The sequence below is a fragment of the Pseudomonas sp. P1.8 genome (genome assembly GCF_001269805.1).
In the GTDB taxonomy this organism is placed as follows: Bacteria; Pseudomonadota; Gammaproteobacteria; order Pseudomonadales; family Pseudomonadaceae; genus Aquipseudomonas.
The window spans coordinates 505,482-527,596 of sequence record NZ_LHVM01000016.1; the positions used below are offsets into that span (position 1 = coordinate 505,482).

Below are 22,115 nucleotides of genomic sequence, written 5' to 3' on the forward strand. Positions count from 1 at the left end.
ATGCCATGACCGAATTTCATACCCTGAGCCACGACCAGCAAGTCGCCCGCCTGCATGATCTGGCGCGCCATGCGCTGGAACACTGGGACGGCGATTTTGCCGAGATCGAACTGGTTAAATTCCGCGAGAACGCGGTGTTCTCCGCCCGCCGAAACGACGGGCAACGCGTGGCCCTGCGCATCCACCGCAACGGCTATCACTGCGAATCGGCGTTGCGCTCCGAGCTGCAATGGATGGAAGCGTTGGCCAGCGCCGGCATTACCGTGCCGCAGATTATCCGTGCGCAGAATGAAAGCCACCTGATCGAAGTCACTCACCAGGCCATCGGCGAGCCGCGCCACATCGACATGCTCGCCTGGCTGCCGGGTGCCACCGCCGGAACCTCCGAGGCGGGTGTGCAGGCCGATACCGCCATTGATTTCCTGTTCAATGAGGCCGGTGCGATTGCCGCGCGGATTCACCTGCATTCGGCGCATTGGCAGCAACCGGATGAGTTCGTCCGGCATGCCTGGGATGAGGAAGGCCTGATCGGCGTCAATCCGTTCTGGGGGCGGTTCTGGGAGCTGGAGCAGCTTAGCGACGAGCAGCGGGATCTGCTGCAACAGGCCCGACGTACGGCACGCAAGGACTTGCGCCAATACGGTCGGCACCTGGGCAATTTCGGCATGATTCACGCCGACCTGGTGCCGGAGAACCTGCTGGTCGAAGGGCCGCAATTGCGTCTGATCGACTTCGACGATGCCGGGTTTGGCTGGCACATGTTCGAGTTGGCGACAGCCCTGTACTTCTGTCTTGACGATCCGCGTTTTGAGCAGATCAAGGCAGCGCTGCTGGAGGGCTACAACGCGGTCAAGCCGCTGACCGAGGCGGATCGCAAGACCCTGGCGCTGTTCCTGATGCTGCGCGGCACTACGTACCTGGGCTGGATTCACACCCGCCAGGGCACCCCGACGGCGATTGAAATGGCGCCGATGCTGATTGAACGGGCTTGCTGGTTGGCTCGGGAATATCTGCAGGCTTGATTCATCCTGTCCTTGTAGGAGCAGCCTGCGGCAGCTCCTACAAAAGAAGGTCTCAATCAAGCTGCGCTGGCATGCTCAACGCGATGAAACAAACGGTTGAAATACACCAGACTGTCGCGCGGTTCGCGCACGCCCACTTTCGTCAATTCCACGAACATCACCGAGTGCGAGCCCACTTCCTTGCACTCAGTGATCCGGCCTTCCAGTTGCACCAGGGCATCGCGCAGCACCGGCACATCGGCAGCGCCGTCGTCCCACAGATCCCAGGCAAAACGTTCGTCCATCGGCACCTTGGTCATGCCGGCGAAGTGACGGGCCAGTTCTTCCTGCTCGCCACACAGCACGTTGACGCACAGATGACCGTTGGTGCGGAACACATCGTGGGTGGCGCTGTTGCGGTTGACGCACACCAGCACGGTAGGCGGCGAGTCGGTCACCGAGCACACCGCGCTGGCGGTGATGCCGCAACGACCGCCAGGGCCGTTGGTGGTAATGATGTTCACCGCAGCAGGCAGCTGCGCCATGGCGTTGCGAAAGTCGATTTGCTGCTGGCTCAGGTCGGCCATGTCGATGCCCCTTCCTTCAGGAGGACCGCTGTCTGGCGGCCCGTAGGTGATGGAACAAGACTAAGGTTGTGCACGCGCCGCAACCATTCTGACGATCCCCATGACGAGGTTGGGTTTCCGCTAGTCGACTAGGTGGTTTCTTTATCGCAAGGGCCGTCGACAGTGGGTATTCTGCACACTGGCTCCACAAAGACGAGCCGTTGTGTGCCGCGCGTTCGCGTGCGAAAACAATAATTAGAAAACTTTCGTGGCAGCCCCGATGGAAATCCGTAAACCGATTGTTTATATCGTTGACGACGACAAAGACCTGCGCACCTCACTGGCGTGGTTGCTGGAGTCGGTCAGTGTGCAGGCGCAATGCTTTGCCGGCGCCGAAGAGTTCCTCAGCCAGTACGACCCCAAGCAGCCCGCCTGCCTGGTGCTCGACGTGCGCATGCCGGAGACCAGCGGCTTTCAGTTGCAGGAAATCCTCAATCAGCGCGGCAGCACCCTGCCGACCATTTTCGTCTCGGCCCATGGCGACATCCCGATGTCGGTCACGGCGATGAAGAACGGCGCGCTGGATTTTGTCGAGAAGCCCTACAACCCGCAGCAAATGATCGACCGCATCCAGGCCGCGCTGAAGACCGCCGTGCACGCCCAGGCGGACCAGCAGCAACGTCAGAACCTGCAAGGCAAGCTGGCGCTGCTGACGAGCCGTGAGCGTGAAGTGTTGATGCTGGTGATCGATGGCAAGGCGAGCAAGGTGATTGCCCGCGAGTTGAACATCAGCGTGAAGACCGTTGACGTGCACCGTACCAAGATCAAGGAAAAGATGGGCGTGAGCAGTATCGCCATGCTGGTGCGCGAAGTGCTGCATTTACCGGTGGATGAGCCGGTGCGGCATTGAGGGATTTGTGGCGGCCGTGAGGCCGCCATCGCTAGCAAGCTAGCTCCTACAGTGGTTTTGTGTTCGCTAGAGGTCCCTGTAGGAGCTGCGGTGTCAGATCTGACTGTAGCGCTTGCGATAAGCGCCCGGTGACACGCCGAAGCGCGATTTGAAGGCCGACGAGAAGTAGCTCGAATCCGAGAAACCCCAGGCATAACACAGCGCCGAGAGCTTCTGTTCGACATCGGCACGACGCAGGTTTTCGGCGCAGAAGTCCAGGCGACGGTGCTTGATGTATTGCGCCACCACCAGGCCGCGCTTGGAGAACATCCGGTACAGGCCGCGCACGGAAATTCCCACTTCACGGGCGATCATTTCGGGGCACAGTTCTTCGTCACTGAGGTGCGCGTCGATGAAGGCGATGATCTTGCGAAACTGCCGCTCGTGCGCATCTGCACCGCAGTCACGGGCGCTGATGCCCGGCAGCAGCAGGCTGGCCAGGGCATCGAGCACGGCTTCGCTTTCCTGCATGTCCAGCCCGTCTTGCTGGCGAGTATCGAGCACCAGTTTATTGGCCATCGACGCCAGGGGGCTGTTGGCCGCAATGCGCGTGGCGCAATTGACCGCGTTGAAATGCGACCCACGCTCTACCACCTGGCGCGGCAGAATCAGCGACAGCTGTCGGCAATCATCGTTGTAGATCATGTCGCTCGGGCGGCCCGCGTCGATCAGGGCGATGTCGCCGCAGCCGAGTTTCGCACGGTTGTCGCCCTGCTCCAGTTGCGAGCTGCCACGCAGTTGGAACACCGCGTAATAGTGGCCGTCGCTGCTGGTGCTGACGTCCTTGCTGGTGCGATACAAATGCACGTGCGCCATGTCGACCACACTGAGGTTGATCGCACCGCTGCGAAATTCCGCCAGTTCGCCGTAGAAATCAGTGTCCAGCGCCCGGGCATCGAAACGCCCACAGGCCTGGTTCACCTGGCTCAACCAACTTTCGAACGCCTCGTTGCGCACCGTCGATGCTGTAATCATGTCCGCAAAGCCTCACGTTTTTGTTGTTATTTTTCGACCGCTTCATTGAGCGGTTCGTCAAAACGGTTATTTCTGTAGCCATCGCCTCCCTCGACGGCCGCCGGGCGCCCATTCAACAGGCTCCGGCCCAAGCTTTCCAGTGAACTTTCGGTTTAAAGGTCCAGTACCAGACGAGCGGAAAGCGCCCGTGATACACACGCGCAAATCTGCTTGTTGGAGGCCTTTTCCTTGTTTGACAGGCAGTTGTCGCGGTGCTCCGGCAAACCGTCCAGCACCTCGACGATGCAGGTGCCGCAGATACCTTCGCGGCACTCGGTGTCGATGTCGCAACCATGGGCCTGCAACACGTCGACCAGGCTGGTGTTGGCCGGTACTTGCAGCACCACGCCGGAACTGGCCAGTTCGACTTCGAAGGTGCCGGCAGGCGCGCTGTTGGCGGCCGGGTCGGCGGCGAAATGCTCCAGGTGAATGGCGTCGTCCGAGCGACTGCGGGATGCCACTTCCACCACTTTGTTCATGAACGGTGCCGGGCCGCAGGTGTAGACGTGGGCCGCAGGATTGGCGCGGTTCAGGCACTCGCTCAATGCGCCGTCCAGATCCGCGGGTTCAACGCCGTAATGAAACTCCACATTGTCGGCAAAATTTGCCGCCAACAGCTCGGTAAACGCAGCGTATTGCGCCGAACGGGCGAAATAGTGCAGGCGATACGGCTGACCGCTTTCCGCCAGTTTGTAGGCCATGCTCAGCAGCGGCGTGACACCGATACCGGCGGCGAACAACACATGTTCACGGGCACTTTCATCGAGACGGAACAGGTTGCGCGGCGCCCCCATTTCCAGCTCCATGCCCTCTTCCACTTGCTCGTGCAGCGCGAGCGAGCCACCGCGCGACTGCGCTTCTTTTTTCACCGCCACCAGGTAGGCACGGCGATCCTGCGGCGGGCTGCACAGCGAATACTGGCGGGTTACCCCGGTCGGCCCGGTCAGGTCGACGTGGGCACCCGGTTCATAGGTGTCGAGCGGCTGGCCGTCACTGCGCACGAGGCGAAAGGAACGGATATCCAGCGCTTCGTCGACGATCCTTTCGATTTTCACCTTCATCATGGCATCACCTGAATACATATTTTTCGTTTAACACAGCACTTGTAGGAGCCGGCTTGCCGGCGAAGGCAGCCTTGAGTCTTGCATCGCCTGTCAGGGCGCCATCGCCAGCAAGCCGGCTCCTACAGGGTTATTTGTCCTGCCATAAAATCTGCTGTCAGCGCATGAACAGGCCGCCGTTGACGTCCAGGCACGCACCGCTCACTGAGTTCGCGTTGTCGGCGATCAGCAGCAATACACTGTCGGCGATGAACGTCGGGTCGCCGAGGGTGCCGGACGGGATCATTTTCAGGATCTGTTCCAGACGCTCCGGGGCGACACTTTCGCGCACCACCGGCAGGTCCAGCGGGCCTGGGGAAATGCTGTTGACCGTCACGCCTTGCGCTGTCAGTTCGCGGGCGAAGACCTTGGTCAACGTCGCCACGCCGCCCTTGGCCGCCGCGTAATGCGCGCCGGTAGCGGTGCCGCCGTTCTGCCCGGCCAGGGATGCGATGTTGACGATGCGACCGAAGCCACGCTCGGCAAAGTGCGCGCCGAACACCTGGCAGGCGACAAAAGTGCCGCGCAGGTTGATCGCCATCGACTCGTCGAACTCTTCCGGCGTGATGTCCATCAGCGCCGCGACTTTTGACACGCCGGCGTTGTTGACCAGGATGTCGGTGCCGCCCCACTGCTCAGTGAGCAGGTCACGAGCACGCTGGAAGTCGGCTTTGTTGCGCACATCCAGCTCAATGGCGATAGCGCTGGCGCCGCTGCCATCCAGTTCGGCGGCCAGTTGCTGCACGCCATCAAGGCGCAGATCCGCCAGACCGACGCGATAACCCGCTGCGTGCAGACGACGGGCGATGCACTCACCCAGTCCACGTGAGGCACCCGTTACAAGGGCTACTCGACTCATGATGTTGCCCTCACAAAAGGAAGCCGAGCGCGCTCAGGCTGTCGGTGGAGTTGATCAGCCGCACCACTTTACGCTCCAGGGTCGGCACGCCATCGGTGAAGCGAATGCGGTGGTTCAAGTCGGCCACGAACGGTGTGTGCACGCCGCGCTTGTAGGCGTACAGCAACTGCGCCGAGTTGACTTCGACGATGTCGCCCGCCGCTTCCACCAGGCGGAAACGCGAGATGGTGCGAATGGTTTTCGCCGCGTCGACGGCCGACGGCGAGTAGCCGGCGGTCAGGCGTTCGATGCGCAGATCACGCATGCGCGCATCGTCATAGGCGTAGTTCAGGGTCGCTTCGAAATCTTCGGTGTCCGGGTCGATCGGCACGATGTACTTGCCGCTTTCGCTCCACAAGGTCGCCCATTCGGCGTAGTTCTTGTGGTCGAGCAGTTCGGCTTCGCGCCAGATGAATTCCATGGCCTGGGCCAATTGCCCGGAAAAACCATTCAGGGTGTCGTGATTGCTCATTGGCTCATCATCCTTTTCCACATGTCGTAGGCACCGCGCATGCCGCCTTCGTCGGTGGCGTGGCTGACCTTGTCGCCGTTTTCTGCGGTGATTTCGCGGTTCAGGCCGCGGTTGACCAGGATCGGCGCATCAACGCCGGCATACGAGCCGCGCTGTACGCGATCCCAGGCTTCGGCATCGTCGGGGCTGCCGAAACCGAACGGACCCTGGAAGTGTTCGTGGATACGCATGCGTTCGCGGTTAGCGATTTCCGGGCCGCCTTCCATGCCGAGGGCCACGTGACGGATCTCGGTTTCGGTGACCGACACCGGGCGCAGTACACGGAAGAACGACATCGACATCGCCACGTTCGGGAACAGGTTCAGGTTGAAACCGGCGCCGTGCAGCGAGCGCACGATGCGACGGACCTGATCGGCCGGCATGGTTTTGGACAACTCTTCAGTGACATGAGCGAAGCGCTCCTGCAACTGTTCGGTGCCATCGTCGTGATCGAGATCGACGTGCTCCGGCACCATGACCATCACACTGTGGCCGTTGCCCAGTGAGTGGGTCACGGCTTGTTCGTCGGTCATGAACGAGAGCATTTCCGAGGTTTCTTCATCCACCGACGACATGAACGACTTGTGCACGATCGGGAAGTGATAACCGTCGGTGGTGTTTTCCAACTGGATCTTCCAGTTGCCCTTGAAGCTGAACTTGTGTTCGCCCTGGGTCTTGATCGGGTAACCGGCGCCCTGCTTCATGAACAGGTCCATCCAGTGTTTCGCACCGCCGAGGAAGTCTTCCAGCGGTTCGATCTCGTCGTTGTAGCTGGCGAAGACCATGCCGGCGTAGCTTTCGACGCGCAGGCTGGTCAGCGGCAACTCGGATTTCTCCAGGATGCCTTCGTAGCCATCCGGATACGGCAGCGCACGCAGCTTGCCGTCCAGGCCATAGGACCAGCTGTGGTACGGGCAGGTGAAACCGGTGGCGTTGCCCTTGTGCTTCTCGCACACGGTGGCGCCACGGTGGCGGCAACGGTTTTCCAGCACGTTGATGTTGTTCTTCTTGTCGCGCACGACGATCACCGGGCGACGGCCGATCATGGCGGTCTTGAAGTCGCCGCTGTTGCGCACTTCGCTTTCGTGGGCAACCCACACCCAGGTGCGGTAGAAAATCTTGTCCAGCTCGACTTCGAACAGCGCCGGGTCGTTGTACAGCGAGACGTCGACACGGTCGTGCTGGACCAGGTCTTCGGGGCTTTTCGACGATGCGATCAGCTGATATTCATGAGTGCTCATGCGGTTCTCCTCATGGCTTCTTTTTATGATTTGGTTTTAGCAGCCGGTCGTTGACCGGCCATGCTGAGTTGCAGCTGCGCACCGAAGGCGCAGACCCGTTCGTCCTGACCTTTGCGGCCAACGATTTGCAGGCCGACTTTCAATCCGCCGCAATCGAGTTCCACCGGCACCGTCAGGGCCGGATGGCCGCTGAGGTTGAAAGGCCGAACCAGCGGAGTCATGCCAGCCACGGCTTTGCTACCGGCGCGGGCTTCGCTGAGGGTCGGCGGCAGGGTCGGCATCGTCGGCAGCAGCAACACCGAAAAGTCTTCCAGCGCCGCATCCACTTGTCGGGTGAACGCGGTGCGCACGGCTTCGGCCTGAGCCAGTTCTTCGCGTGTGGTACGGCCGGCCGCCAGCAAACGTGTTTCCACATCAGCGCCGATCAAGCCTTTGCCGGTCAGGTGACCGAAGGCCGCCCAGTTTTCAAAATTGATCACGGTGAGGCCGGCGGCGAACGCTGCTTCGAATTCGCTCAGGTGCAGGCTGCCACGGCGCCATCCGGCACGGTCGGCGGCGGCCCCCAGGCAGGCTTGCAGGTGCGGGTCGCAGCCCACTTCCAGAAAGGCGACTTTGGCACCGGCGCTCGGCAGGCCCTGTACTTCAAATCCGGGGCAAATCACCTGCATCGCGGCAATCAGATCGTCCATGGATCTGGCGAACGGCCCGACGCAATCGAGGCTCGATTCCAATGGATGCGCACCGACACGGCTGACACGACCGTAAGTCGGCTTCAACCCGGCGATGCCGCAGCACGCTGCCGGCACCCGCACCGAACCACCGGTGTCGGTGCCAATGGCGATGTCTGCAAGGCCTGCCGCGACTGCCGACGCCGAACCGCTGGACGAGCCGCCAGGCACGCGATCCGGTGCTTGCGGGTTGATCGGCGTACCGGTCAAGTCGTTGATACCGGTGACGCCGAAAGCCAGTTCATGCAGGTTGGTCTTGCCGACAATCTGCCAGCCAGCGTCGAGGATTGCGTCGACCACTTCAGCGTTTTTCGTCGCGGCCGGTGCGTCGGCGAAGGCGCGGCTGCCCGAACGGGTCGGATAACCGGCGATGTCGATGGAGTCCTTGATCGCAACGCGTTTGCCGTCGCCACCGAGGAGGAATTCGCTGATGAAAGTACTCATGCACTCAGCTCCGTGTTGAACAGCCGTTGCGTACGGAAATGCGCGATCAGCCAGACGCCGTCGACGCAACGAAAATCGATGTTCAGGCGCGTGCCGAACAGCTCGTTGCGGCCATCGGCGTAGGTCGAGATCTGCTGCATGATCCATTGCCCTTGCGCAGCCTTGCCGTCGACCACAATCGACTCGCTGGTGAGGTAGTGCAGGTTCAGCTTGAAGTGGTCCGATGGCGGCAGGTAGCCGCCGACAAACGCCGCCACCGCCTCACGTCCCTGATGCTGACCGAAGGTCTGCGCGGTCTGGGCGCCGAGGCCTTCCCAGATCGCATCTTCGGTGAACAACTGCGCCAACTGGCTTAGATGAATCGCCGCCCGCGGCACGTCGCACAGGTCCATGTAGCACGCCATCAAGCGGCGCACAGCACTCTCCCCTTCAAGCGTCGCCAGACGCTGCAGCAAGGCCTCGTTCATGGCTTACACCTTGGCCGCATCAGGAATGGTCAGCGGGCGACCAATGCGCGCTTCGATCTTGGCGTAGCGCCACAGGCTGTACTGGCCGACCGGCGTGGTGCGGAACAGGTTGCAGGCGTCAATCACCGACTGGTGGCAGTCGACGTCGGCCATGATGTACACGGTCCATGGCGAAGTCGTGGAGGGGCCGACCATCAGACGGTCGTCATCCATCGCGCCGAGCACGTTAATGCCGGGCATCGCGCCGAGATCGCCCATCATCTGGCTGAAGCCTTTCCACACGCTCAGGCCTTCGCCGGTGGGCAGGTCGAAAAAGTTCTGGGTGATGCCGATGCAGAAGACGACGCGCAACGGTTCCTGGGTAGCTTGGGACATGCGGTTGATCCTTGAAAAAGTGAAAAATCAATAGGGTTCAGATGTAGCCCGGGAACGGCGGGACGCCGAGGAACACCGAGCCGGCGCCGTCGTACAGGCCTTCGCTGAGGAAAGCGTGCTGGGTCACCACCATAGAATCGCGCAGGTAGCGTTGCAGCGGATGGCGCAGGTAAATGGCGGTGGTGCCTGCCAGGCTGTAGGCGCTTTGCACCACCTCGGCACCGGCCTGGGACACGTGAATCGCAGACAGACGCAACAGGCTGGTCTGCTCTGGCGTGACCGGGTTGCCGGCGACGATCGAGTTCCACACCTGCTCGGTGGCGTTGTAGAAGAAACCGCGTGCGGCGCTGAGCTTGGCTTCAGCCTTGGCGATCTCGATGCGTACGTAGGCGCGATCAGACAATTTCGGCGCGCCGGTGATGCCACTGCCACCCGCCATGCGGCTGATTTCGTCGAGGGCCGCACGGGCCAGACCGAGGTTGACCACCGCCAGCACTTGCGCGGCGTAGGCAATCGACGGGTAGCGGAACAGCGGTTCGTCGATGGTCGAAGCACCGCCGCGGATGAACGTCCAGCGCTCATCAACGTGTTGATCGGTCACGCGCAAGTCATGGCTGCCGGTGCCTTTGAGGCCGACCACTTCCCAGTTCTCGACGATGTCGACCTGCGCCGGGCGAAACACTGCGGTGCGCGGCTTGCCGCCGGCAGCACCGATGCCAACGCCCAACAGGTCTGCGCCTTTGCAGCCGCTGGCGAATTTCCAGGTGCCGTTGACCTGGTAACCGCCGTCTACAGCCTCGGCGGGTTGCAACGGGAACAGACCGCCTGCGAACACCAGGTCAGGGCTTTCGGCGTAGAGCTCAGCCAGGGTTTCCCGTGGCAAGGCTGCGAGGTAAACACCGGCGCTGCCGAAGCTGGCCACCCAGCCTGCCGAGCCGTCGGCTTCGGAGATGCGTTCGATCATTTCCAGGAACAGCGCCGGTGCCAGGGCGTCGCCGCCGAAGCATTTCGGCGTGGCGGCGCGATAGATGCCGACCTGTTTGAAACGCTCGATCATGTCCCGGGGTACGTGGGAACCTTCGTCGAATTCATTGCGACGCTGGCGAACTTCTTCCAGTACCTGCGCAAAGGCCTGGCTGTCGACGACATTCTCGTCAACGCCAATCAGTGCGTCTTGTTGCGCAACCGCTGAACGCAGCATGGGGCATTCTCCGTTTTGATTATTGTTAGTGGGCTGAACCGGTATCTTCTGTAGGAGCGAGCTTGCTCGCGAAAAAAGTCTGAACAACGCGATCATTCAGACAGGACGCGTTTTCGTTGACGTCCATCGCGAGCAAACTCGCTCCTACAGGTAGCCGTCGCAGCCTTTGCATTGCGGTCCAGTGTAAAAACCGCGTCCGGCCGCAACTATTGGTGCGTGCAGCCCCCCGGCTAAAGAAAACCCCTAGTTCGACGCCGGTTACCTCTGAGCGCATCCCCATGCGCGAGCGGGTATAAAAAGCCATACTTCTGACTTCACCGGTCAGACCCCTCTGCCGCCAAGGGCTGTGCGATGTATTTGCCAAAACCGAACGACTTTTATGCGCTGATCGAAGCCATGCCGCTGTGCATCATTCTTCACGATGCGCACACCAAGGAAATTCTCTGGGCCAACGCTGCCGCCCTGGCGGCGCTGGGCTTTACCCTGGAAGAACTGACGCCGCTCAAGGCTCCCGACATGACCCGCGACGCACCGAAGTACCGGCGTTCGGTGGGTCTGCGCTGGCTGGAGGGCGCTGCACGCACGGGCCAACGGGCCATCGAGTGGTGCTATCGGTCCAAGCAAGGCGTGGAGATTCTTTCCGAGGCGGTGGCGACGCTGGTGCACCTGGACGGTCGCGATGTGTTGATGGTGCAGTTCCGCGACATCTCCAAGGAAGACAAGGTCAAGCGCGACCTCAAACGGTTCGAAAGCCGACTCACGGCCTTCATGCAAGACCTGGCTGAAGGCGTGGCCGTACTCGGGCCCGAGGGCGATATCCGCTTTATCAGCGACTCCGGCGCGCTCCTGCTCAACAGTGAAGTGCGTCAGTTGATGGGTAAAAACTTCCTGGCCTGGTGCGACGATGCTTCGCGCCGGCGCCTGCTGCAACAGCTTGCCAACGAGACACCGGAACACGCGCCGTTCAGCGTCCACTATAAATTGCAGCGACGTGACGGCGAGTGGCGCTGGCATCACGCAACGTGCCGCTATATCGAGATCGAGGACGATCTGGTCGGTCACCTCCTGCTGTTTCGCGATGTCACCGAGCAGGTGCAGGCCGAAGAAGCGCGGCGGGTCAGCGAGCAGAAGATCGAATATCTGGCGCGCTACAACGCCATGGGCGAAATGGCGGTGGCCATCGCCCATGAACTGAGCCAGCCGTTGGCGGCAACCCGTAACTTTATTGAAGGGGCGGTGATTCGCCTGGGCAAATCAGCCGATGCCGATCAAGGCGTGGCCTGGGGTTTGCAGAATGCGGTGCGGCAAATCGAGCACGCCTCCGTGATTATCAAGAGCGTGCGCGATTACGTGGTCAAGCTTGAGCAATCGGAGGAGCTGGTCGATCTCAACGAACTGCTGCGCGAAACCCGTTATTTCATCAGCCTGCGCGCCGATCCGAGCCTGGTGCGCGTGGAAATCGTGCCCTCGCCCGTTCCGCTGCGGGTGAGTTGCGAGAAGGTGCTGATCGGCCAGGTGATTCTCAACCTGGCCTTCAACGCCATTGAAGAAATGGCCGACCTGCCGACCGAACGACGCTTGCTGCGCATTCATGCCTGCGCCGATAACGGCGTGGCGCTGGTGCGGATTGAAGACAGTGGGCGTGGCATTCAGGCTGCGGCGCAGGAAAAGCTGTTCGACGGTTTCTTTTCATCCAAGGTCAGCGGCAACGGCATCGGCCTGGCACTGTGCAAGAACATCATCGGCCGCCACCGCGGTGACATCTGGGCGCAAAACCAGGAGCCGTGCGGCGCGGTGTTCAGCTTCTCCCTTCCCCTCGTCTGACGCACACAAATCCTTCGACCTTACACAACCCCCGTGGCGAGGGGGCAAGCCCCCTCGCCACAAGTGCGCCTTGCTCCACTCTCTCAATCCCCGCTTTTCAGCCCGTGAAGCCACTTTCATGACACTGGCACAGACACACAAACACTTGGCAGGCAGGGCAATTCTCCTGATCCCGGTGCAAGGCAGAATCAAAGGGTAAAAATCTGCCAAAGCACCCGCGATCCGCGTTACCAACAATTCAGGAAGTTCCCCTTATGCGAACAAACAGGATCTCCGTACAGTCAGCGCTTGGCCTGAGCCTGCTTGTACTCGGTTTGAACAGTGCCCGTGCGGACCTGCCCGCCGGTACGATTGGCCAGACCGTTCTGGCGTTTCCACCCGAAGCTCACCGTGCGTTCGTCGTCGACGTCGAGTTCGACAGCTTCGTGGCTGGCCGCGTAACGGTTGTCGATCCGGACCAGAAACGCATTCTCGGTATGGTGCCGACCGGTTTCGCCGCGCCATCGGCCCTGAGCCATGACCAGAAAACCCTCTTCGCCGCCGATATCTGGTATTCGCGCGGTACTCGGGGTACCCGCACCGACGTGCTGACTGCCTGGGATACTTCGACCCTGTCGCCGGCCTGGGAAGTGCTGATCCCGAACAAGCGTGCCGAGTCGCTGACCCAGCGTTACGCACTGAAGACAAGCGGCGACGACAAGTTTGTCTACGTCTATAACTTCACCCCGTCGACGTCGGTGACCGTGGTCGACACCCAGGCCAAGGCCGTTACCACGGAAATCGCCATCCCGGGCTGCGTGCTCAACTACCCGATCGGCAACCGCCGCTTCGCCTCGCTGTGCGGCGACGGCAGCCTGCAGGTGGTGACCCTCAACGATCAGGGCCAGGAAACTGCGCGCAGCCGCACGCCGTTCTTTGATCCAAATGCAGAAAAACTCGTCGAGCGCGCCGTCAATGTCGGCGACACCTACTACTTCACCACCACGACCGGCACTGTGCGCCCGGTGGATTTCGCCGGCGATGCACCGAAGATCCTGCCGTCCTGGTCGCTGGTCAGCGAAGAAGAAAAGAAAGCCGGTTGGGCCCCGGGCGGCTGGCAGCTGATGGCCGTGTCGCCGAAGCTGGACCGCTTGTACGTGCTGATGCACGACGCTCACGAAGCGATGAAGTGGGAAGACCCGAGCCCGCTGATCTGGGCGTTTGATCTCAAGACCCATAAGAAAGTCGCGACCCTCGAAGCACCGGTGCCGGTGTGGAGCATGCAGGCGACCGGCGATGACAAACCGCTGCTGCTCGGTACCGACGTCGAGGGTGGCTTGCAGATCTTCGACCTCAAGACCAACAAGCTGACCGGCAGTATGCCCAAAGTCGCCAAAACCGCGACTCAGGTCATGAGCTACTAAGAGGTTCGGCCATGCACACAGATCCGATCTTCATCATTGCCAGTGCCATCGCCATTGCGGTGCTGCTGGCCAGTGCCGCGACCCACAAGGTACGAGCGCCGGCCCGTTTCAGGAAACAACTGGCGGACTACCAACTGTTGCCCGAGGCACTGGTACGCCCGAGCGCGCGGTTGATTCCATGGGTGGAACTGGCCATCGCGTTTGCCCTGCTGGTACCGGTCAGCCGTGGTTGGGCTGCCGTGAGCGCGGCAGGCCTTTTGGCGCTGTACGCAGCCGCCATCGGCATCAACCTGTGGCGCGGTCGCGCGGACATCGACTGCGGTTGCGCCGGGCCTGATCAGGCTCAGCCACTGCGCCCGGTCCTGCTGCTGCGCAACAGCGCACTGGTGGCGCTGGCGCTGGTGGCCAGCCTCGCGCCGGTCGCCCGCGACCTCAACCTGTTCGATGGTTTCGTGACCCTGGCAGCGGCCGCGGTTGCACTGCTCATCTACGCCGCGGCCGATGGCCTGCTGGCGAACTCCCCTCTTCTGCTCAAATTGATTGGTAGGTAACTCAAATGGAAGGCTTGATCGTTTCCAATGTTCTGCTCTGGGTGCTGCTGGTGGCCGTGGCGTTTGTCGTCATGGGCCTGGTGCGGCAGATTGGCGTACTGCACGGTCGCCTGGCGCCGGCCGGTGCGCTGATGGTCGACAAAGGTGTGGCCGTCAACGAAGCCGCGCCGCAAATCACCGCATCCGACCGTCATGGTCGCCCGGTGAACTTCGGCTATGCCGGTGAGAAATCGCAACTGCTGTTCTTCCTCTCGCCGACCTGCCCGATCTGCAAGTCGCTGCTGCCGGCGATCAAATCCATCGCCAGGGAACAGGCCGGTACGCTCGACGTAGTGTTCGTCAGCGACGGCGACATGGATGCCCAGCAAGCGCTGATCCGCGAGCACAAACTCGAAGACGCCACCTACGTGGTCGGCCCGGAAGTGGGCATGACCTACCAGATCGGCAAACTGCCGTACGCCGCGCTGATCGACAAGTCCGGCACCCTGCGCGCCAAAGGTCTGGTCAACTCTCGCGAGCACCTGGACAGCCTGTTCGAAGTCGAGCATTTGAAGCACGCCACGCTGCAGCAGTACCTCAATGCCCAACCGCACACCCATGACCACGACCACAGCCACGGCCATAGCCACTGATAAGGCAGGGAGACCTTTATGAAACTGCTGGATCTGTTGTTTGAGCGTTCGTCCCGCCGTGTCGCCGACACCACCTCGCGCCGCAAACTGCTGGCGCGCATGGGTTCGCTGATGGTCGCCGGTGCCGCCCTGCCCCTGTTGCTGCCGCTGGATCGCACCAGCAAGGCCCTGGCCGCCGAGCCGGCACAGGCTGGCGACCCGGGTGATCCGAACAGCTGCGACTACTGGCGCTATTGCTCCATCGACGGCTTTCTGTGCAGCTGCTGCGGCGGGTCGGTAACGTCCTGCCCACCGGGTACCGAAGCCTCACAAGTGACCTGGATCGGCACCTGCCGCAACCCGGCCGATGGCAAGGACTACATCATTTCGTACAACGACTGCTGCGGTAAGCAAAGCTGCGCCCAGTGCGCCTGCACCCGCAACGACAGTGAAGAACCGGCCTACCGCCCGTTCAACAACAACGATGTGAACTGGTGCCTGGCCGCCAAATCGCACATCTATCACTGCACTGTTTCGGTCATCCGCGGCGTCGCCGTTTAAACGCGCACTTTCCGCCGGTTGCACAGGCAAACGGCGGTTTTTTTTTCAGGAGCTGGCTTGGCAGCGATGGAGCCGTCAAGGCACGCATCGACCATGCGCACGCCTTCGCTGGCAAGCCAGCTCCTGCGAAAGGCAGATTTTTGTTTGACCTGTAGGAGCCGGCTTGCCGGCGAAGGGGCCTTCAAGGCACGCATAGAGCTTGGGGGTGCCTTCGCTGGCAGTCCGCCTCTACCGATAACTTTGTATGCAGGCAAGGGGATTTTTATGCGCAAGTTGCTACTTCTCGGTCTCATCTGCTCCCTGACCGCCCCGCTCGCTTTCGCCCGCGCCATTCCCAACCCGGCGCAGGGCCATGCACCGGGAAACGAAGAAGTACAGAAACCAATCGCCCAGGCCGGCTACAGCAATAGCGTGAATTACCAGCTGCAATGCGCCGGCTGTCACCTGGGTGACGGCAGCGGTTCCGCCGCCAACGACACGCCGCGTATGAAGGGCTTTGTCGGCAACTTCCTGAAAGTCCCAGGCGGCCGGGAATTCCTCGTGCGAGTCCCCGGCATGTCGCAATCGGCGCTGAACAACGCGCAACTTGCCGACCTGCTCAACTGGCTGATGCGCGAAGACGGCATGGCAGGCAGCAGCCGACCCGCCGACTACCAGCCCTACACCACCGAAGAAGTCACCACATTGCGTGCCAAGACCATGCTTAATCTGCCTGGCACTCGCGGTGAGTTGATCAAAGAAATGCGCGCCCAAGGCATCGTCATCGATGACGGCATGAATTACTGAGCAGCGCTCACGCCCCGTTCGTCGATCAGTCGGCTATCTGCAATGTGGCAACGGGCGTTTCTTGCATCCTGCACGCCCTCGAAGTTTTCCCTTCTGCGCAACCCTCTGATTTTCCGAGAGTCGGTTCACCCATCGGTCTGGCATGTTAAATGCGACGACTGGATGGAATACCCGCACCGACCCATAAGGGTTGTCACTCAGCGAATTCAGAGGTCACCACCATGAACGCCATTGATCTGTTGCAAGCGGACCACGAGAAAGTCAAAGCCATCCTGACCCAGTTGAGTGAATCAACGGATCGCGCCATCAAAAAACGTACCGAGCTGCTCGGCAAACTGGAAATGGAGATCTCCATTCACACCAGGCTCGAGGAAGAAATTCTCTACCCAGCCTTTAAAGAGGCGGGCGCCAAAGAGCAGGACATCCTGTATTTCGAAGCCAAGGAAGAACACCGCACGGTGGACTCGCTGGTGCTCCCCGACCTCAAACTGACCGATCCCGGCACACCGGAGTTTTCTGGACGGGTGAAAGTCGTCAAGGAATTGCTTGAGCACCATATCGAGGAGGAAGAAACCACGATGTTTCCTCAGGCGAAAAAACTCCTCGGTAAAGCCCGGCTCGAAGAGTTGGGTATGCAAATGGAAGCGATGAAAACCAGTTATAAAAAGGAGTGGGCGGCAGGTATGGCGGCTTGATGCCGAACAGTCCACGTGTAGGGGCGAGCGTGCTTCGGGCGGTGAAGGGCTTGAGAGCGCTGCGTTTTTCAACAAACACGCGATCGCGAGCGTGCTCGCTCCTACAGAAAAAAACGGTGATTCTCGATGGCTGCTTCTATGCAAACTCTTCTTCTCTACCGCAACGGTTGGGTGCCGAATAATCCGCGGTTGCCGGTGCTGATTTATCCAAAGGCAATCTCCGTTGAGGGCGACGATCCTGCTGCGTTGTTCGAGCAACGCTTCAGTGCCAATGGCTGGCCGCCGCAATGGCGCTATGGAATCTACGACTATCACCACTATCACACCGAAGGCCATGAAGTACTGGGCGTTGCCAGCGGCAATGCCCGCCTGATGCTTGGTGGGCCGGACGGGCGTGTGGTGGAAGTCAGCGCGGGGGATGTGCTGTTGCTGCCCGCCGGAACCGGGCATTGCAATCTGGGCTCAAGCGACGACTTTCTGGTGGTGGGCGCCTACCCGCCGGGGCAACACGCCGACATCCGGCGCGAGGCACCGAGCACGGCGCAACTGGAACAGATTGCCCATCTGCCGTTTCCCGACGAAGATCCGGTGCAAGGGCTCAAGGGTGCTTTGAGCGAGCACTGGATACCTGAGCAACAGTCGTGAATCGTGGGCACGCGATCCCCTACGCAATGATTTTGGCGTAAACCGTTCTATCAATATTTCCCCCGGACAGAATCACCCCCACCTTTTTGCCCTCCATCGTTTCACGCTCCTGAATAAGCGCAGCCAACGCAGACGCGCCGGCCCCTTCTGCGAGGTTATGGGTGTCGGTGTAATAAACGCGCATGGCCTCGGCAATCTGCGCGTCGCTCACTGTAACGATCCGCGCTGCACCGCCGGCATAGACGACGAAGGCTTCGGGAATGGGTTTGCGCACGGCCAGACCGTCCGCAAAGGTATTGGCCGAGTCGGTTTCGCAGATGACGCCGGCATCAAACGACAACTTTGCCGCCGCCGCTTCAGTGGAAACCACACCCACCACCTGCGTGCTCAAGCCCAGCGCATCGCGGGCGGCGATCACTGCGCAGATCCCCGAGCCGCAGCCGATTGGCACGTAGACCGTATCCAGGTCCGGTGCAGCCGTGAACAGCTCCAGCGCATAGGTGGCCACACCTTTGACCAACTCGGTGTGGAACGGCGGGACCAGAAACAGCCCATGCTGTTGCGCCAGACGTGCGGCCTCTTCACGGGCTTCGTCGAAATCGCGGCCGTACTCCACCACCTCGCCGCCAAAGCCGCGCATGGCATTGTTCTTTTCGACCGAATTACCTTGCGGCACCACGATCAACGCTTTCAATCCCAACGCACTCGCCGCCAATGCGAGGCTCTGACCGTGGTTGCCGCGGGTAGCGGTGACGATGCCTTTCGCCTCAGGGTGCGCACGCTTGAGCCAGTGCATGAAGGTAATGCCGCCGCGCACTTTGAAAGCGCCCGTCGGGGTGTGGTTTTCGTGTTTGACCCACACCGTGCAACCCAACCGCTCAGCCAGCAACGGCCAAGGGTACTGGGCGGTGGCCGGCATCACCTGGTAAACGAGATGGGCAGCTTGTTCGATATCGTCGCGGGTCAGTCTGTGCATGAGTGGCCTTCCTGAGGTTTTGCCCAGTCTAGACTCGGACGCAGCCTGGCGGCTTTCAAAAAACTGACCTGACTTTTGTCCCCGCTCTTCACTACTATGCCGTTATGAGCCCTCGAAACCGTCCACCCCCATCGCTCCCGCCTGAACCGGTGCGTCGCATCGAGGCCGGGCCATGGGCGATCGAATTGCTGCCCGCCAACACCTACGCGACCCGCTATGTGGCGTCCCGATCGGCGATTGGCTTCGCCTTCGACAGCCAGCGGGGCCTTCACGCTATCGGCAGTGACCGGGTGCTGCCCTTCGAGGCTGTCCCGAACGGCCTGGCATTTGTCCCAGTCGGGTGTGACGTTCTGTCCCAATCACCCAAGGGCGGTGAATACCTTCGGATGATTCGCACCGACGACGTTGCGCTCGGGGGCGATCGTGCATTCAACAATCGCATCGATCAGCCAGCGACGATCCTTGCGCTGCACATGCGCAGTGCGCTGTTGCGGGCTTCAGTGGACGACGATTGGGAGGCTTGGGCGGTTGCGTTGTCTGAACGGGTAAAGGGTAACGATGCGCCAGTACCGTCCCATGGCTCGATAACCGGCAGCCGGATGCGCCTGCTCGATGAGTTCATCGACGCCGGCCTCGACGGCCCGCTGGGAGTCCAGGCCATGGCGCAGTTACTGGGATTGTCCGAAGGCTATTTCATTCGGGCCTTCAAGCACGCGACCGGTAAAAGCCCCCACAGCTACCTGATCGACCGCCGCCTCGCCAAAGCCCGCGCCCTGATGCGCGACTCGACAATCAGCTTGTCGGCGATTGCCCATACCTGCGGTTTCAACTCCCAGGCGCACATGGCGACCACTTTCAAGCAACGCCTGGGCGTGAGTCCGGCGCAGTTGCGTGGTGGATGCAGGCACTAACCCTGACGACGTCACCGTGGCCTGGCGGACTTGCGCAGGCCACAGCTGCGAACCGCGTACTTGATGAGCCCCCTAACTCGCGCTGATGTTGCCGCAGAAAAGGGGGCGGCTACCGTCTGCCGGGCTGGTGCGAACGAGCAAGGCATAGTCGCCCTTGGTCAACTCGCTCAGTGCCACCGGTGCCTGGGCCCAATGCTGGGTACGCGGGGCAAGAGATGGATAGTCGACACTGTTGGCCTGACGGGTCTCGTATACCGGCTGGGCACTCAACTGCTGACACGAGCCAGAGTAGATCGCCGTATCGAGACGGCTGGATACCGCCTGGTCGTGAGGAACACCACCGACGCTCAGCCAGATACTGGTTTGGTTACCCACTGGGCTGAGGGTGGCTCGAGCGATATGCTCTGCGTTTTGCGGGGTAGCATTGAGGGGGACATCGACAATCGCGGTTCTGCTTGCGCAACCGGAAATTGCCCCTACTGCCACCACCAACGCCAGCCAAGACTTTCTGTTCATCACAGATCTCCTGATTTGAGGTGCGTTGATTTCATCCCCCCTGTGAAGTCTAGTGGCCTGCTCCGGGCGCGGGATCTGAATGATAGACGGTCATCGACAGGGCAGGGTCAAAAGCGACGAATTTCCAACACAGCGCGCAACCCTGCCGGGATGCGATTTTCCAGTTTGATCTGCCCACCCGAACGATCTGCAATGGCTTGTACTATGGTCAGGCCCAACCCGGCACCCTGGTCATTTCCTCGGCTGTAAAAACGCTCGAAAAGCCGGTCGCGATCCGCCTCATCGATACCCGGCCCCTCATCCTCGACAGACAGTTCGTAGCCATTTTCTTTTTCAGCCAGCCTTACCGTGATCAATCCATTGAGTGGAGAGAAATTCGCCGCGTTGGTAACCAGGTTGTTCAAGGCAATGTCGATGGCCGCCGGGTCAACGCTCACCAGGCTGATGTCGTCGCTGACATCGAACACCAGCTCAAGCCCCTTACTCAATAACCAGGGCGTCAATTGAACCAGGCTGTCGCGCACGGTGGCGGCAAGGTCGATGGGCTCAGGCGGTCGATTTCCCGCTCCCGGCTCGAGACGGGCCATGGTCAGCAACTGGTTAACCAGGCGGCTGGTACGATCCACGCCGGCAATCAGGTGTTCCAGCGATAGGCGACGATCCTCGTCACTCCCCGCCTCCAGCAGATTTTGGGCATGCACTCTGAGCACGGCCAGTGGGGTTCGCATTTCGTGGGCAGCGTCGGCGATAAAGCGCCGTTCACGCCCCATGACTTCCTGAATTTGCGCGAGCATCCGGTTCAGGGCTGCCTGCATGGGCTCAAGCTCAGTCGGTAACGGCGTCAATTGCAGGGGCTCGAGTGAGCCTGGATGCCTTGCCCGCAGTGTTGCAGCCATGTTGACGAGCGGTTTCAACCCCCAGCCGATGGCCAGCCAGATCATTGCGGCCAGCATCAGACTTCCCAGAATATTAGGCCACAACGTGTGGCGCACTATACGGTCCACCAGGTCTGATCGGACGTCGTCCCGTTCGCCTACCCAGATGCGCAGGTTGTTCTGCTTGTCTTCGAGCATGAAGGCGCGCCAGTGCCGTTTTTTCATGTCGACCACGTCGCTGAAACCGGGCGCGCTGGGCGCCGCGTTGAAAGACGGTGAGCTCGCCGTGTGTACCAGCAGTTCGCCCTTGAAGTTCCAGACCTGGAAGGCAATCTTGGTTTCGTAGGGATGCCCGTCGACTCTGGGCTCCGCCTCGCTCAGAGCCTGGTTGAACGCCTGATACAGATCAGCATGTTCCTTGCTGGCCACGGGCATGCGCATGACGCCCTGGAGCAACCGGGCGTTCTGGGCCAACTGGGCATCATAGACCTCGGCAATTTCGTGGTTGCTGTCATGCAGGTTGAGCAGGCTGATGACCGTCAAACCCGCAAGCATCAGTCCGATGATCAGGGTCAGGGTACGACGCCTGATCGAGGTCATCGACGCTCCTCCACCAGGTAACCGATCCCCCGGATGGTACGGATCAGGTCGGCGGAGAACTTCTTGCGCAGGTGATGGATGTGCACCTCCAGGGTGTTGCTTTCGGCTTCCTCGTTCCAGCCATAGAGCAATTGCATCAGGTGATCGCGAGTCATGACGCGACCGGGCGGCGAGAGCAGTTCGTGGAGTAACTGGTACTCCTTGGGTGTCAGGGCGACGGACTCACCCTTGTAGGTGACTTGCTGGGTACCAGGGTTCAGGCTGACTCCGGCGTGTTCGATCAGCGATTGCGCGCGGCCGGCGCTGCGTCGCAACAGCGCACGGATACGGGCTTTCAACTCCGCCAGGTCAAACGGCTTGATCAGGTAGTCATCGGCACCGGCATCCAGCCCGGCGATACGGTCTTCGGTGGCATCGCGCGCGGTCAGGATCAGCACCGGCAGATTGGAACCCACGTCACGCAAGCGTCTGAGTACTTCGAGACCGTGCATGCGTGGCAGCCCAAGGTCGAGTACCGCCAGATCGAAGGCTTCAGTGACCAGCGAGTGCAAAGCGCTGCTGCCGTCCTGCAACCAGTCGACGGTATAACCTTCACGACTCAGGGCCTGATGGATGCCTTTGCCGAGCGCCACGTCATCCTCTATCAGTAATAAACGCACACGGACT

The 22,115-nt window shown here is 61.0% G+C and carries 25 protein-coding genes; 11 read left to right on the forward strand and 14 right to left on the reverse strand.

The window, feature by feature from the left end:
* Positions 1 to 5 precede the first annotated feature (5 nt).
* The gene (locus tag AD668_RS18835; RefSeq protein WP_053161153.1) at positions 6 to 1,022 is read left to right on the forward strand and encodes a phosphotransferase enzyme family protein; all 1,017 of its coding nucleotides are present in this window, start codon (positions 6 to 8) and stop codon (positions 1,020 to 1,022) included.
* Positions 1,023 to 1,078: 56 nt separating this feature from the next.
* Here AD668_RS18835 and hpaC read toward each other — a convergent pair whose 3' ends face one another.
* Positions 1,079 to 1,588 carry a 4-hydroxyphenylacetate 3-monooxygenase, reductase component gene (hpaC, locus tag AD668_RS18840; protein ID WP_053161156.1) on the reverse strand — a complete coding sequence of 170 codons (510 nt, stop codon included), beginning with the start codon at positions 1,586 to 1,588 and terminating at the stop codon, positions 1,079 to 1,081.
* Between the two features lie 259 nt (positions 1,589 to 1,847).
* On the opposite strand from hpaC, the gene AD668_RS18845 reads away from it, so the two are divergent.
* Positions 1,848 to 2,477: a response regulator transcription factor gene (locus AD668_RS18845; RefSeq protein WP_053161157.1), complete on the forward strand. Its 630-nt coding sequence runs from the start codon at positions 1,848 to 1,850 to the stop codon at positions 2,475 to 2,477.
* Between the two features lie 93 nt (positions 2,478 to 2,570).
* Here the strand turns inward: AD668_RS18845 and feaR are convergent, their stop codons facing one another.
* From feaR to AD668_RS18890, 9 genes are all read right to left on the reverse strand, one after another.
* Complete coding sequence (gene feaR, locus AD668_RS18850; protein ID WP_053161159.1) at positions 2,571 to 3,491, reverse strand: transcriptional regulator FeaR; 921 nt, start codon at positions 3,489 to 3,491, stop codon at positions 2,571 to 2,573.
* Between the two features lie 152 nt (positions 3,492 to 3,643).
* The gene (locus AD668_RS18855) at positions 3,644 to 4,594 is read right to left on the reverse strand and encodes a PDR/VanB family oxidoreductase (protein WP_053161373.1); all 951 of its coding nucleotides are present in this window, start codon (positions 4,592 to 4,594) and stop codon (positions 3,644 to 3,646) included.
* Positions 4,595 to 4,748: 154 nt separating this feature from the next.
* Positions 4,749 to 5,489, reverse strand: coding sequence for an SDR family NAD(P)-dependent oxidoreductase (locus tag AD668_RS18860; protein WP_053161160.1), 741 nt, complete (start codon positions 5,487 to 5,489; stop codon positions 4,749 to 4,751).
* Between the two features lie 10 nt (positions 5,490 to 5,499).
* Positions 5,500 to 6,000 (reverse strand): aromatic-ring-hydroxylating dioxygenase subunit beta, encoded by a 501-nt coding sequence (locus AD668_RS18865; RefSeq protein WP_053161163.1) that lies wholly within the window; start codon positions 5,998 to 6,000, stop codon positions 5,500 to 5,502.
* Entirely contained in the window at positions 5,997 to 7,280 is a 1,284-nt protein-coding gene (locus AD668_RS18870; RefSeq protein ID WP_053161165.1) for a Rieske 2Fe-2S domain-containing protein, read from the reverse strand. The genes AD668_RS18865 and AD668_RS18870 overlap by 4 nt, the downstream gene beginning before the upstream one ends.
* A 23-nt stretch (positions 7,281 to 7,303) precedes the next feature.
* Positions 7,304 to 8,452: an amidase gene (locus AD668_RS18875; protein ID WP_053161167.1), complete on the reverse strand. Its 1,149-nt coding sequence runs from the start codon at positions 8,450 to 8,452 to the stop codon at positions 7,304 to 7,306.
* Positions 8,449 to 8,919: a nuclear transport factor 2 family protein gene (locus AD668_RS18880; protein WP_053161169.1), complete on the reverse strand. Its 471-nt coding sequence runs from the start codon at positions 8,917 to 8,919 to the stop codon at positions 8,449 to 8,451. Before AD668_RS18880 ends, AD668_RS18875 begins: the two co-directional genes overlap by 4 nt.
* A gap of 3 nt (positions 8,920 to 8,922) precedes the next feature.
* Positions 8,923 to 9,294, reverse strand: a complete 372-nt coding sequence (locus tag AD668_RS18885) for a hypothetical protein (RefSeq protein WP_053161170.1) — start codon at positions 9,292 to 9,294, stop codon at positions 8,923 to 8,925.
* 37 nt (positions 9,295 to 9,331) lie between these two features.
* Positions 9,332 to 10,495, reverse strand: a complete 1,164-nt coding sequence (locus AD668_RS18890; RefSeq protein WP_053161172.1) for an acyl-CoA dehydrogenase family protein — start codon at positions 10,493 to 10,495, stop codon at positions 9,332 to 9,334.
* Between the two features lie 351 nt (positions 10,496 to 10,846).
* Here AD668_RS18890 and AD668_RS18895 point away from each other — a divergent pair, with 351 nt between their 5' ends.
* From AD668_RS18895 to AD668_RS18935, 8 genes are all read left to right on the forward strand, one after another.
* Positions 10,847 to 12,319 carry a nitrogen regulation protein NR(II) gene (locus AD668_RS18895; protein ID WP_053161174.1) on the forward strand — a complete coding sequence of 491 codons (1,473 nt, stop codon included), beginning with the start codon at positions 10,847 to 10,849 and terminating at the stop codon, positions 12,317 to 12,319.
* A 254-nt stretch (positions 12,320 to 12,573) separates the two neighbouring features.
* Positions 12,574 to 13,722, forward strand: coding sequence for an amine dehydrogenase large subunit (locus AD668_RS18900; RefSeq protein WP_053161176.1), 1,149 nt, complete (start codon positions 12,574 to 12,576; stop codon positions 13,720 to 13,722).
* 11 nt (positions 13,723 to 13,733) lie between these two features.
* Positions 13,734 to 14,273, forward strand: a complete 540-nt coding sequence (locus AD668_RS18905) for a MauE/DoxX family redox-associated membrane protein (protein WP_053161178.1) — start codon at positions 13,734 to 13,736, stop codon at positions 14,271 to 14,273.
* A gap of 5 nt (positions 14,274 to 14,278) precedes the next feature.
* Positions 14,279 to 14,905 carry a methylamine dehydrogenase accessory protein MauD gene (gene mauD, locus AD668_RS18910; RefSeq protein ID WP_053161180.1) on the forward strand — a complete coding sequence of 209 codons (627 nt, stop codon included), beginning with the start codon at positions 14,279 to 14,281 and terminating at the stop codon, positions 14,903 to 14,905.
* An 18-nt stretch (positions 14,906 to 14,923) separates the two neighbouring features.
* On the forward strand, positions 14,924 to 15,445 hold the full coding sequence (locus AD668_RS18915) for a methylamine dehydrogenase light chain (RefSeq protein ID WP_008050506.1): 522 nt from the start codon (positions 14,924 to 14,926) through the stop codon (positions 15,443 to 15,445).
* Between the two features lie 264 nt (positions 15,446 to 15,709).
* Entirely contained in the window at positions 15,710 to 16,231 is a 522-nt protein-coding gene (locus AD668_RS18925; protein WP_053161184.1) for a hypothetical protein, read from the forward strand.
* Positions 16,232 to 16,452: 221 nt separating this feature from the next.
* Complete coding sequence (locus tag AD668_RS18930; protein ID WP_053161186.1) at positions 16,453 to 16,926, forward strand: hemerythrin domain-containing protein; 474 nt, start codon at positions 16,453 to 16,455, stop codon at positions 16,924 to 16,926.
* 126 nt (positions 16,927 to 17,052) lie between these two features.
* Positions 17,053 to 17,571, forward strand: coding sequence for a cupin domain-containing protein (locus AD668_RS18935; protein WP_053161188.1), 519 nt, complete (start codon positions 17,053 to 17,055; stop codon positions 17,569 to 17,571).
* Positions 17,572 to 17,590: 19 nt separating this feature from the next.
* On the opposite strand, the gene AD668_RS18940 is transcribed toward AD668_RS18935, so the two are convergent.
* The gene (locus AD668_RS18940) at positions 17,591 to 18,547 is read right to left on the reverse strand and encodes a threonine dehydratase (protein WP_053161190.1); all 957 of its coding nucleotides are present in this window, start codon (positions 18,545 to 18,547) and stop codon (positions 17,591 to 17,593) included.
* A 104-nt stretch (positions 18,548 to 18,651) separates the two neighbouring features.
* Between AD668_RS18940 and AD668_RS18945 the strand changes: the two genes are divergently transcribed.
* Entirely contained in the window at positions 18,652 to 19,458 is an 807-nt protein-coding gene (locus AD668_RS18945; protein ID WP_053161192.1) for a helix-turn-helix transcriptional regulator, read from the forward strand.
* 72 nt (positions 19,459 to 19,530) lie between these two features.
* On the opposite strand, the gene AD668_RS18950 is transcribed toward AD668_RS18945, so the two are convergent.
* From AD668_RS18950 to AD668_RS18960, 3 genes are all read right to left on the reverse strand, one after another.
* Complete coding sequence (locus AD668_RS18950) at positions 19,531 to 19,974, reverse strand: hypothetical protein (protein WP_053161193.1); 444 nt, start codon at positions 19,972 to 19,974, stop codon at positions 19,531 to 19,533.
* 107 nt (positions 19,975 to 20,081) lie between these two features.
* Positions 20,082 to 21,449, reverse strand: coding sequence for a HAMP domain-containing sensor histidine kinase (locus AD668_RS18955; protein ID WP_053161194.1), 1,368 nt, complete (start codon positions 21,447 to 21,449; stop codon positions 20,082 to 20,084).
* Positions 21,446 to 22,108 (reverse strand): response regulator, encoded by a 663-nt coding sequence (locus AD668_RS18960; RefSeq protein WP_053161195.1) that lies wholly within the window; start codon positions 22,106 to 22,108, stop codon positions 21,446 to 21,448. The genes AD668_RS18955 and AD668_RS18960 overlap by 4 nt, the downstream gene beginning before the upstream one ends.
* Between the last annotated feature and the right edge of the window lie 7 nt (positions 22,109 to 22,115).

Bases quoted from the DNA above. Each gene is read 5' to 3' on its own strand.
- AD668_RS18835 (WP_053161153.1), top strand. From the start codon at position 6: ATGACCGAATTTCATACCCTGAGCCACGACCAGCAAGTCGCCCGCCTG.
- hpaC (WP_053161156.1), bottom strand. From the start codon at position 1,588: ATGGCCGACCTGAGCCAGCAGCAAATCGACTTTCGCAACGCCATGGCG.
- AD668_RS18845 (WP_053161157.1), top strand. From the start codon at position 1,848: ATGGAAATCCGTAAACCGATTGTTTATATCGTTGACGACGACAAAGAC.
- feaR (WP_053161159.1), bottom strand. From the start codon at position 3,491: ATGATTACAGCATCGACGGTGCGCAACGAGGCGTTCGAAAGTTGGTTG.
- AD668_RS18855 (WP_053161373.1), bottom strand. From the start codon at position 4,594: ATGATGAAGGTGAAAATCGAAAGGATCGTCGACGAAGCGCTGGATATC.
- AD668_RS18860 (WP_053161160.1), bottom strand. From the start codon at position 5,489: ATGAGTCGAGTAGCCCTTGTAACGGGTGCCTCACGTGGACTGGGTGAG.
- AD668_RS18865 (WP_053161163.1), bottom strand. From the start codon at position 6,000: ATGAGCAATCACGACACCCTGAATGGTTTTTCCGGGCAATTGGCCCAG.
- AD668_RS18870 (WP_053161165.1), bottom strand. From the start codon at position 7,280: ATGAGCACTCATGAATATCAGCTGATCGCATCGTCGAAAAGCCCCGAA.
- AD668_RS18875 (WP_053161167.1), bottom strand. From the start codon at position 8,452: ATGAGTACTTTCATCAGCGAATTCCTCCTCGGTGGCGACGGCAAACGC.
- AD668_RS18880 (WP_053161169.1), bottom strand. From the start codon at position 8,919: ATGAACGAGGCCTTGCTGCAGCGTCTGGCGACGCTTGAAGGGGAGAGT.
- AD668_RS18885 (WP_053161170.1), bottom strand. From the start codon at position 9,294: ATGTCCCAAGCTACCCAGGAACCGTTGCGCGTCGTCTTCTGCATCGGC.
- AD668_RS18890 (WP_053161172.1), bottom strand. From the start codon at position 10,495: ATGCTGCGTTCAGCGGTTGCGCAACAAGACGCACTGATTGGCGTTGAC.
- AD668_RS18895 (WP_053161174.1), top strand. From the start codon at position 10,847: ATGTATTTGCCAAAACCGAACGACTTTTATGCGCTGATCGAAGCCATG.
- AD668_RS18900 (WP_053161176.1), top strand. From the start codon at position 12,574: ATGCGAACAAACAGGATCTCCGTACAGTCAGCGCTTGGCCTGAGCCTG.
- AD668_RS18905 (WP_053161178.1), top strand. From the start codon at position 13,734: ATGCACACAGATCCGATCTTCATCATTGCCAGTGCCATCGCCATTGCG.
- mauD (WP_053161180.1), top strand. From the start codon at position 14,279: ATGGAAGGCTTGATCGTTTCCAATGTTCTGCTCTGGGTGCTGCTGGTG.
- AD668_RS18915 (WP_008050506.1), top strand. From the start codon at position 14,924: ATGAAACTGCTGGATCTGTTGTTTGAGCGTTCGTCCCGCCGTGTCGCC.
- AD668_RS18925 (WP_053161184.1), top strand. From the start codon at position 15,710: ATGCGCAAGTTGCTACTTCTCGGTCTCATCTGCTCCCTGACCGCCCCG.
- AD668_RS18930 (WP_053161186.1), top strand. From the start codon at position 16,453: ATGAACGCCATTGATCTGTTGCAAGCGGACCACGAGAAAGTCAAAGCC.
- AD668_RS18935 (WP_053161188.1), top strand. From the start codon at position 17,053: ATGGCTGCTTCTATGCAAACTCTTCTTCTCTACCGCAACGGTTGGGTG.
- AD668_RS18940 (WP_053161190.1), bottom strand. From the start codon at position 18,547: ATGCACAGACTGACCCGCGACGATATCGAACAAGCTGCCCATCTCGTT.
- AD668_RS18945 (WP_053161192.1), top strand. From the start codon at position 18,652: ATGAGCCCTCGAAACCGTCCACCCCCATCGCTCCCGCCTGAACCGGTG.
- AD668_RS18950 (WP_053161193.1), bottom strand. From the start codon at position 19,974: ATGAACAGAAAGTCTTGGCTGGCGTTGGTGGTGGCAGTAGGGGCAATT.
- AD668_RS18955 (WP_053161194.1), bottom strand. From the start codon at position 21,449: ATGACCTCGATCAGGCGTCGTACCCTGACCCTGATCATCGGACTGATG.